Origin of the sequence: Gilliamella sp. ESL0232 (assembly GCF_013346885.1) — a bacterium.
GTDB classification, from domain to species: Bacteria; Pseudomonadota; Gammaproteobacteria; order Enterobacterales; family Orbaceae; genus Gilliamella; species Gilliamella bombi.
This window is the reverse complement of record NZ_JAAEDW010000015.1, coordinates 1-10,210: the sequence shown is the minus strand read 5'-3', so window position 1 is coordinate 10,210 and position 10,210 is coordinate 1. Positions and strand designations below refer to the sequence as shown.

Genomic DNA, 10,210 nt, shown 5'->3' with positions numbered 1-10,210 from the left:
CAATATCAACTAGATACGATAAGTTAGAAAGGAATTATGCCAGTATGGTATCACTGGCATTTATGTTAATGTGGCTGCCAATGTATTGTTGAGTAATTTATGTACAGCAAAGATCAACAGTCCCTAAATTTAAAACGATAACGCACCAAAAGCATTACACCAGTCTTGATCAAACTTAGTAATCGCCGCATCAACAGCTGGATCAGAAATAAATAGCTCAGCCACATCTACTGGCAACGTAATAGACTTACAACCAGCAAGCATACAATCTAACGCTTGCCTTGGCGTTCTAAAGCTTGCGGCTAACACCATCGATTGTGGACAGTGCAAATCTAACAATTCTTGTAATTCCAGTACTGTATCTTTACTATTTCCGCCTTGAGCATCAATGCGATTAACATAAGGTGCAATATATTTAGCCCCTGCTAATGCAGCTAAAAATCCCTGCCCTGCACCATAAACAGCCGTTCCCAAAGTTGGAATTCCTTGCTGGGTTAACTCTTTAATTGCAATCAATCCTTGAGCATTGACAGGAATTTTAGTCACAATCGATGGTACTGCTTTTCTAAGCTGATGAGCTTCTTTTATCATTTCATCAGCATTACTTGAAAGTACCTGAGCAAATAGTAATTTATCTGAACCCAATACTCCCTGTAGTTCATCTAATAACGAAAAAATTGGCTTACCCGATTTTGCTACAATGCTTGGATTAGTGGTAACCCCACTAATAGGTAACACCTTAGCTAAACGTTTAATGGCGACAAGATCGGCGGTATCTAAATATAATTCCATGGTTAACTCCTAGCTAAAACCAACAAATATCTATTAACGTATACATATAACGCTCTTTGTATTACAAATTTTGCGTTACAGCTATAGTAAAAAAAACTGATCCAACCGCCTAGAAGACAATTTTGTCATTTACTGGATTTTTGTACGCTAAATAAGAAATTGAGATTTAGATCACACAACGAAAAATTAACATTAATTTATTAAATAAAAGAAAAATTTATACTTATTTTCATCTTTTCCATATGCGTATATAATCTAAACGATAGTACACACTTGATTTATCATTAACTTAATTTATGACAAAAATCATTAACGAAAAACTAACCAAACTAGTCAATAACCAAGAGTCAATCAATCATATCTATTTTGCCAATAGTAATGCTTGTCCGCCTTCACTTGCCTACCAAGTCAACTTTCCTAGAATTGAAATTATATTAGAAGGAAAGCAACAGATGCTATGGGCGGATAGTAATGGCAAAGTTATTGAAAAAATATTATCAATTAATGATCTTTTATATATTTCCGCTCAAAGCTGGAACAAACCCATTTGGACAAACCCTGTTACTTCATTAAACATATTGTTTGGTAAACAACAAATTGGTATAAGCCTATTGCATTGGGATGGCACACAACTAATTCCACTTAGGCAAATTAACACACCAAGACGAGGCCCGCGGGTTGGTACATTTATTATTCAAGCGCTGACCGAACTTATCTGGCAAAACCAATCATGTAAACAAAATCAAACTGCTTACTATCTTATTCACAGTTTACTTAGCAACACACTCGATTTGTTAAATATCAATATCAAAACATCATCCAAAACTACTTGCCTATATGAAGCCATTCGCCAATATATTGATACTCACTTTCGTGAAGATATTACACGCGACTTTTTAGCTAATATGTTTTACATTTCACCCAATTACTTATCACATCTATTTCAAAGCGAGGGAAAAATAGGGCTAAATGAATATCTAAATCATATTCGCTTAGAATATGCAAAATCGCTACTAAAGGATTATGATCTAAATATAAAAGAAATTGCTCTAGCATCGGGGTTTAAAGATAGTAATTATTTTTGTCGGATTTTTAAAAAAAAGACAGAACGAACACCAACCGAATATCGTCGACAATATCATAGTAAGTTAATGCGCAAATAGTTTTTTCACAGTAAACTTTCAAACTCTTTTATTTTTTACATTGTGCCAAAATTACACATATTTATCGCTCTTGTTTAGCGCACTTAATTATCGGTACATTTTTATATAAAATCAATCAGGTAGAATATTGATTTTATTTTTTAACTTAATAATTTTGAATAAAATCAAGCTATTATATAGCTGTGAACGTCATGCTGTTAAAAATAATAATGCCAGAATTTCTAACCGCCTATGCGGCGGTAAACTGAGTAGACGGTTATCAATTTGGGCTGGAGATTTTCTAAACCGCCTATGCGGCGGTAAACCGTGCAGCATGGCTAGATAATCATTTAGCAGATTTCTAAACCGCCTATGCGGCGGTAAACGGGGGGAACTCCCCACCAATGGTACCGATATATTTCTAAACCGCCTATGCGGCGGTAAACTAGAAACCGATATACTATAAACCCTGTTTAGCAAAAGGCAAATAGGATTTCTGTTTTCAAAAACCCTTTTTTATAGCGGTTTTATAATACTTTGTTTTTATTTACTTTTATTTATTAATAAAAAAAAGGGTTGGCAGTGTTTTAGCTATTTCTATGATGTGTCAATTTTATCGTTAAAAAATACTTATGTATCGTTTTGATTTTATTAAATTTGGGTTTTGTATGTTAAACAAAATATACAAAACCCAAAAAATAAAAAAATCAATCTAACTTAGGATGTTGATCGACTAAATTCTGACGCTGTTGTTGTAATGTTTCGATCTGCTGTTCTATATCTTCGACTCTTTGTTCTATTGAGTCAAAGTGATCTGATAATATTTCTTTTGCCTCTGACCTGTCTGATGCTGCAGGCGTTGCGCCGCGGAGTGGACGGTTTGCGGTTTCTTTCATTTTTATGCCTGTAAGTAAACCCACTAATGCTACAACCATTAAATAATAAGCTGGCATGTATAAATTATTACTTTCTTCAACCAACCAAGCCGCCACTGTTGGAGTAGCACCAGCAACTAATACCGAGATATTAAATGATATAGCTAGAGCACTGTAACGAATACTAGTCGGAAAGATAGCCGGTAAAATTGAGGCCATAACACCAGTAAAACAGTTAAGTAATACAGCTAAAATCAATAATCCTAAAAAGATAAGACCTATAATATCGCTATTGATCATAACAAATGACGGATAAGCAAGAATTAATAAACCTAAGCTTCCCCCAATAATGAACGGTCTGCGACCTATTTTATCGCTAATAAAACCAATTAATGGTTGAACAAATAACATACCTATCATGATAGCAATAATAATTAGTACGCCATGATCTGTATCGTAATTTAAGTTATGAGATAAATAACTAGGCATATAGGTAAGCAACATATAATAAGTCACATTAGTAACAATCACTAACCCTACACAGACTAATAGGCTTTTCCAATATTTGATAATAATCTGTTTGAAAGTCATTTTAGGTTGATTAGTAATATGATCGCGAACATTTTGATCCATCAAATCGGTATGCTGTTGAAATGCCGGTGTTTCATCTAGCGCATGACGTAAGTAAAGCCCAATTAGTCCTAGCGGTAAAGCGAATAAAAATGGAATTCTCCAGCCCCAATCATGAAATGCAACTTTGCCAAGAATACTAGATAAAAGCACGACTAAACCTGCTCCAACTAAAAAACCAGCAATCGAACCAAAATCTAACCAACTCCCCATAAAACCACGTTTGCGATCTGGCGAATATTCGGCAACAAATATAGCCGCACCAGAATATTCACCCCCTATTGAAAATCCTTGCGCAAATTTAGCTAGCAATAATAATATTGGTGCAGCAATACCAATCGAGGCATAAGAAGGAATTAAACCAATACAAAAAGTGCTTAACGACATAATAATGATGGTTATTGATAATACTTTTTGGCGTCCAAATTTATCACCAAGGATCCCAAACACTAAACCGCCTAACGGCCGAACTAAAAATGGTACGGAAAACGTGGCGAGTGCAGCAACCATTTGCACACTAGGGGATGCATCAGGGAAAAATACTTGCCCTAAAACATAGGCTAAAAAGCCATATACACCAAAATCAAACCACTCCATCGCATTACCAAGTGCTGCTGCGGTAATGGCTTTTTTTAACTTGCTATCATCAATTATAGTAATATCGTTGATGTTTAATGGTTTATTTTGGGACTGTCTTATTTTTTTCATAAAATACCGCCTGTTTACATACAAATAATAAAAAGGAATGATGCAACAAGGTAAACGGTTACCTTTTAATACACAAAGAACAATACTTTTTAGATTACACTTTGAAAAAGTGTTTATCAGTTAATTAAAATTGAAGCAAAATACAGCAAAGATAAAAAAAGAGGATAATAAAAAAGCAAAAACTAATGTTTTATTGTTTGTTTGTTTGTTTGTTTTAATTTCTACTAAATAACAACAAAACAATTCCTTTTTGTGAAAATTGAGTGCTAATTATAGCAAAATAACCTCATTTTGTAAAATTTTCTTGATTTTTAAGTCAAAACTAAAGCTATTTTAAAAACGATTGTTTGTATTATTAACTATTTCCGTGAACAAAAATAGATCCCAATAACTATTAGTACTATCGACACAATATGAAAATACGCAACTGGCGTATGTAAAAATAGAATACTGAAAATTCCTGCTGACAAAGGGATAATATGAGTATAGATTTGCCCACGTGTTGCGCCAATATCCATAATACCTTTATTCCAAAATAAATAAGATAACCAAGACGCAAAAATAGCAATATATAATAAGCCAAGCAAAAAACTTGTTGAGGTATAATGCGCTAGGTTGGAAACTGGGTAAAAATAAAAATACACTAACGCAACAGGAAGTAACATGACCGAACCCAACACGGCACTAACAGTCACAAAAGCATTGCCAGATATAGATTTATCTTTTAACCGTATAAATGCGCTATAACAAGCCCAGCTCATTGCTGATGCCATTGCCCATAAATCCCCTTTATTAATATTACTCAACTCACTTAAATTAGTTAGATTTCCTTGTAAAATCAAATAAATCACGCCAATTGTACTAAATAGCACGCCTAAAATATTATTTTTTGAAATCGTATCATTAAATAACAATTTATTCATAACCAACACCATACATGGTGTTGCAGAAAGGTAAATTGATGCATTAAGCGATGAGGTATATTGCAATCCAACATAAAGTGTTAATGGAAATAAAATCTGCCCAAAAATGGCTAACAAACAAATGGGACCAATTGATTTTCTAATTTTGGATAAGTCATTACGAACTTGACGTTGATATAAACACAATAATAACAGCGCAGTAATAACCCAACGACCTTCGGATATTACCATAGGATCGGCTTGAGTAACTAAAACACGTCCAACAACGTAATTACCACCCCAAAAACAAGCCGCCAAAGTAAGAAATAAATATGGCATAACAATACCCAAATATTAGTATAAAGATATAATGGTATGGATTCTATTATATACCTAAAAAAAGCAAGAAATAACCAAATTTACAAACAAATACTTTACCTATTTTTATACAGTTAATTGGTTCAATTTATAACAACGCTAATAACTTAATCTAGAATACTTATTTGTTATCCATTAAAATAATTAAACTAAAACTGACAAGGTAATTCCTATGCGCTGGAGAGACCAACGAGAGAGCGATAACATTGAAGATCGTCGCTCACAATCAGGAAGTGAAATAGGAACAAGACTTCCAATTGGTGGTAAAGGTAAGATTGTTTTATTTATTGTAGTGTTAATTGCTGGCTATTATGGTGTTGATTTAACTGGCTTGCTAGATTCAACACTAATTGATACGAACAGTACCGAACAAAATACTAATCAATATTCAATTGATGATGAAGATGCCGTCAAATTTACGTCTATCATTTTAGCAAGTACTGAAGATTATTGGCATCAAGAATTTCAACGTTTAGGTAAAACCTATACTCCCACTAAGTTAGTACTTTATAAAGGCTCTACAAGAACATCTTGTGGCACTGGTCAAACCTTTATGGGACCATTTTATTGTAGTATTGACAAAACTGTCTATCTAGATATGTCTTTCTATCAAGAGATGAAACAGCGACTTGGTGGTGGTGGCGACTTTGCTCAAGGTTATGTAATTGCGCATGAAGTTGGTCATCATGTACAAAATTTGCTGGGCACATTTAGCCACGTTGAGCAATTAAAACAAGGTCAGTCCACAATCACAAATAACCAATTGTCGGTTAAATTAGAACTCCAAGCCGATTGTTTTGCTGGCATGTGGGGCAATGCAATGCAACAGCAAAATCGGCTGGATGAAGGTGATATTGAACAAGCTTTAAACACCGCAAAAGCCATTGGTGATGATCGCTTGCAACAACAAAGTGAAGGTTATGTTGTACCTGATAGTTTTACCCATGGTACATCTAAGCAACGTTATACTTGGTTTAAACGTGGGTTTGATAGTGGTGCAATTAACGAATGTAATACATTTGCTCAATAAGGAAATAATATGTTAGAAAAGTTAGTTAATCGCGTTTTACTAGTCAATGATGATGGCTTTGATGCACCAGGTATTAAACTATTGCAAGAAGTGGCAAAAAAGATAGCTCACGAGGTTTGGGTAGTTGCACCAGCCATAGATCAAAGTGGAGTATCTTGTTCAGTGAGCTTAAAAACGCCATTTAGAGTTGTTCAACGTGGAAAACAAGAATTTGCCGTTTATGGCACACCTGCCGATTGCTCACTATTTGCAATTAAATATTTGATGGCTAACAACCTACCCGATCTAGTACTATCTGGAATTAATAATGGCTCAAATGTAGGATTTGAAACAGTGTTATCTGGCACTGTTGGTGCGGCAATGATGGCTATGACTTTGGGCATTCCTGCAATTGCATTGAGTCAATTAACCAGTGAAGATAACCAGCCAACTGACTGGAGTTGTGCTAAACATCACGCTCAAACAGTTATTGCTAAATTACTTTCGTTACCATCTGCGCAAAATATTTGTTTTAACGTTAATTTTCCTGCATGTACAGCACAACAAATTAAAGGTTTGAAAATAACAAAACAAGGCGATAGCGATGTAAGTCGTTTTATGGTGATACCAACACAAGATCCCGAAGGCAACGATTACTTTTGGTTTAGAGCAAAACGCAATTTACAAATACTTGATGACAATAAAGAACTTGATGCCGCTAATGCCAACTTTATTGCCATTACGCCATTGGGTTATGAAAGGACCGATTATGCCTTTTATGAAAAACTGTTAAACACATCTAATCTTTAATTGTTTCAGTAATTTGTCTTCCTAACTATTAAGAAGACAAATTACACTTAATTATTTATTTACTATTGATTTTGTTATTAATTATCTAACTATTCATCTACTTTCAGCCCACGTTAGTTTTTACATCTTTCACCAACGTACAGAATAACAATGATATCGCAACCATTACTAACGCAATCCAATAGATAACCTGATGTCCATAGGCTTCTGATACAAATCCTTGCAACATTCCAGCTATAATTATGCTGAAAATAATACCATTATTAAATAAAGTAGAAGCCACTCCCATTCGGGTAGGCAATAAATCCTGAAAATAGATAATACCAATGTTAGCTACAATACCAATAAATAGAGCATTAAAGAGCTGTAATGCTAATAAGGCATATTTACCAGTACAAAAAATCATACCAAGATAAAAAATCAAACCGCAAACAATCGCAATAAAAAACAGATTTCGTTTACCTAAATGTGGCACTAAATATCCGGCGATAAGCATAACTGGAATTTCGATACCAGCAGCAAGCCCCATCAATACACCCGGCAATGAATCTGAAAGATGTAATACAACATCAACATAAATTGGCATATCAATAATATACATCATATTTGCTGTCCACATAAATACCGTAGATAGCAATAAACAAAGCACATTTGTATTCTTCCAAAGTGGTTGATTTGCTGCTTGTAACTCTGCTTCGTTATTTAGTTGTGAGGTAGGATTTTTTTCAACCGAAGGTAAAAAAATAGCAACAAACAGCATCGCGACCATAAACATGCACATGCCCGTTAAATACATTGCCGTAAAACCAAAATTAATAGCTAAGCCAAAAGAAATTGGTGGGCCAAATACCCAAGCAAGCGAAAGTTGAGCTCGAATAAGTGAATTAAATGCCACAACATTACGCCCAGTTTTAACGGCATATTCGCGTGCTAAAGCAAAAATTTGTGGCATAGCAGCAGACGATAACGCAGCAAACAAAACACCCAGCGTGATTAACACCAAATAGTGACGTGTAAACGCAAAAGTAATGCTATTAGCAATGCCCATTAAACAGCAAAATATAACAATATAACGCCTATCGCCCTTTTTATCGGAATATTTAGCTAATAGAAAGCTACCCACAATACTGGCTAAAGCATTAACAGAAAAAAAAAGTCCAACTAGCCGTGAATTAACATTAACTTCAAAAGTTAAAAATCGACTTAAAGTAGGAGATTGTAAAGCACCAGCAATACCAACAATAAAAGTTGTGACTAGAAATGCGACAAAAATAGTGCTTTGCTTTTGGCGAAACGAAGATACATTAGCCATAATAATACACAATAGATGAATTTACGTTAATTATATACATAAAATCGGCATAAACGTAACAAAATTAAGGCTAAAATAAAGTTGATTAGTTTTTTGCTGATTTATTACGGATAAAATCAACATTTAACTACTTATTGGCGAACCATAAATTTGCAAGGCTCGCAAGCTTTGCCTGCTAAAAGCCCCAACTTGCGCGGGGGCTTTATTCTTATCTATATTGTTCTCTAGGCATCATAAGACCTTCTGCTCCCTAAGGATTAAGAACTAAACGCTAAGGAGTGGTGCAAACAGCAAAGCCGCTGTAGTAATCGCTGTAACTGCCGACGCCGCCGTAGTACGAGTAGACAGTGAACTGAACGCTATCTGTATCTGTAGCGTCACTTGTCCAGAAGGTGTCGAAGACAAAGTCCGCATCAGTGTAGTAGGACATAGCGCCCCACTCCGTGAAAAAGCCTGCTCCTATGTGACGCTGATAGCCAGTAAAACCTGAGGATGGATTAGCGCCATCTATGTCATTTACACATGGGTACCAACGATTATCTACACCACACTTCGCATTAGTTAAATCTCTTATCCGTGGTATTCGATAACCCAAACTATTACACCATGTGGTTTGATTAGAAAGGCTAGCCCCTTGACCTCCCCGATTGACGAACCACTGCCTCAATTCAAATCCATACCGAACCTCATTACCACTTCTATCCCTACCGATTAACTCAAATGTTTGTGGCAAAGATGGCAAGGTAATTTGACTAGGATTAGAATTGCTCCACTGGCTTCTTGCCTCTGGACCATTCAACGTTACCCGTGTTACATTCTTGGATTTATCTCTAATCCATTTATCTTCGTTTGTACCTTGGTTTGGTAATATCCAACTCACCGTTGCTCTTATACTACCACTTGTGATAACGGTCCAAGTAAACTGACTTGCATCTATCCCACCTATATCCAAATCAAAATACAATCCATCTGACCCCGTAGTTGGAAAATTTAAACTGTAAGATGATGGGGTTGTTGACTGAACTAAAAAACCCTTAACTGGATTCCATATGTTAGCTGGACCTGCATAGCGTGGGTCGTCCCAATCCAAGCCAGTTCCAGTTGTGCCACCATACAATAAATTCGGCCTGACCGAACAAATAACTGGCGGTAACGGCAAAGTGATATAATATTCCGCTGTCCCTCCGTAAAACCTACTACTATTCGGCACGCCATACTGCGTAGTTAAAGTTCCCCCTGAACTATCTAAGGTTACCTTATAAGGTGCATTACATATATCTAATGCATCGCCACGACTAACAGCATTTCCATCTTTATCAGTTATTGCTAACGATATACTTCCTAATGCGGTAACACCATTTGTACCCTGACCATCTCCATCATCATCTCCCCATTTACCTTGTGTCACTAAGTCATTTATATTTATTGAGACGCTTAATGGCGGGACTATCATTTCAATATCAGCCAAGGTATCCCCTACATTAGGTAACTTGATTGGCGCTGTTGGTGATGAAGAATTATTTTACGATGTAAATGTTCGACCATCTGATAACTTAATACCTAATAAGTCCTCTGTTTTAGTCACTTTAGTAACACCACCATCAAAGGTTAAATAAGGCGCAGTACCGTGAATGCGCTCAGAAGTCGTGGCC

The 10,210-nt window shown here is 35.6% G+C and carries 8 protein-coding genes and 1 pseudogene; 4 read left to right on the top strand and 5 right to left on the bottom strand.

The genetic code is table 11. The annotated features are described in order from the left end of the window. A pseudogene (locus GYW75_RS12245) lies at nt 1–92 on the top strand (IS5/IS1182 family transposase); the annotation flags it as partial. 37 nt (nt 93–129) lie between these two features. On the opposite strand, the gene fsa reads toward GYW75_RS12245, so the two are convergent. Continuing rightward, nucleotides 130–792, bottom strand: a complete 663-nt coding sequence (gene fsa / locus GYW75_RS12240) for a fructose-6-phosphate aldolase (RefSeq protein ID WP_174799511.1) — start codon at nt 790–792, stop codon at nt 130–132. A gap of 296 nt (nt 793–1,088) precedes the next feature. Here fsa and GYW75_RS12235 point away from each other — a divergent pair, with 296 nt between their 5' ends. Next, nucleotides 1,089–1,955 (top strand): helix-turn-helix domain-containing protein, encoded by an 867-nt coding sequence (locus tag GYW75_RS12235; RefSeq protein WP_174799510.1) that lies wholly within the window; start codon nt 1,089–1,091, stop codon nt 1,953–1,955. 686 nt (nt 1,956–2,641) lie between these two features. Here GYW75_RS12235 and proP read toward each other — a convergent pair. Then, nucleotides 2,642–4,147, bottom strand: a complete 1,506-nt coding sequence (proP, locus tag GYW75_RS12230) for a glycine betaine/L-proline transporter ProP (RefSeq protein WP_065559897.1) — start codon at nt 4,145–4,147, stop codon at nt 2,642–2,644. A 359-nt stretch (nt 4,148–4,506) separates the two neighbouring features. Next, a complete protein-coding gene (locus GYW75_RS12225; RefSeq protein WP_065589261.1) occupies nt 4,507–5,388 on the bottom strand; it encodes a DMT family transporter in 882 nt (293 codons plus the stop codon). 211 nt (nt 5,389–5,599) lie between these two features. Between GYW75_RS12225 and ypfJ the strand changes: the two genes are divergently transcribed. Then, on the top strand, nt 5,600–6,457 hold the full coding sequence (ypfJ, locus tag GYW75_RS12220) for a KPN_02809 family neutral zinc metallopeptidase (protein WP_174799509.1): 858 nt from the start codon (nt 5,600–5,602) through the stop codon (nt 6,455–6,457). Nucleotides 6,458–6,466: 9 nt separating this feature from the next. Further along, nucleotides 6,467–7,246 (top strand): 5'/3'-nucleotidase SurE, encoded by a 780-nt coding sequence (gene surE, locus GYW75_RS12215; protein WP_075524084.1) that lies wholly within the window; start codon nt 6,467–6,469, stop codon nt 7,244–7,246. 103 nt (nt 7,247–7,349) lie between these two features. Here the strand turns inward: surE and GYW75_RS12210 are convergent, their stop codons facing one another. Both GYW75_RS12210 and GYW75_RS12205 read right to left on the bottom strand, forming a co-directional pair. After that, nucleotides 7,350–8,558: an MFS transporter gene (locus tag GYW75_RS12210; RefSeq protein WP_174799508.1), complete on the bottom strand. Its 1,209-nt coding sequence runs from the start codon at nt 8,556–8,558 to the stop codon at nt 7,350–7,352. A gap of 271 nt (nt 8,559–8,829) precedes the next feature. Next, nucleotides 8,830–10,026: a hypothetical protein gene (locus GYW75_RS12205; RefSeq protein WP_174799507.1), complete on the bottom strand. Its 1,197-nt coding sequence runs from the start codon at nt 10,024–10,026 to the stop codon at nt 8,830–8,832. Nucleotides 10,027–10,210 lie beyond the last annotated feature (184 nt).

Coding starts and splice junctions, on each gene's coding strand:
- fsa (WP_174799511.1), bottom strand. CDS start 792: ATGGAATTATATTTAGATACCGCCGATCTTGTCGCCATTAAACGTTTA.
- GYW75_RS12235 (WP_174799510.1), top strand. CDS start 1,089: ATGACAAAAATCATTAACGAAAAACTAACCAAACTAGTCAATAACCAA.
- proP (WP_065559897.1), bottom strand. CDS start 4,147: ATGAAAAAAATAAGACAGTCCCAAAATAAACCATTAAACATCAACGAT.
- GYW75_RS12225 (WP_065589261.1), bottom strand. CDS start 5,388: ATGCCATATTTATTTCTTACTTTGGCGGCTTGTTTTTGGGGTGGTAAT.
- ypfJ (WP_174799509.1), top strand. CDS start 5,600: ATGCGCTGGAGAGACCAACGAGAGAGCGATAACATTGAAGATCGTCGC.
- surE (WP_075524084.1), top strand. CDS start 6,467: ATGTTAGAAAAGTTAGTTAATCGCGTTTTACTAGTCAATGATGATGGC.
- GYW75_RS12210 (WP_174799508.1), bottom strand. CDS start 8,558: ATGGCTAATGTATCTTCGTTTCGCCAAAAGCAAAGCACTATTTTTGTC.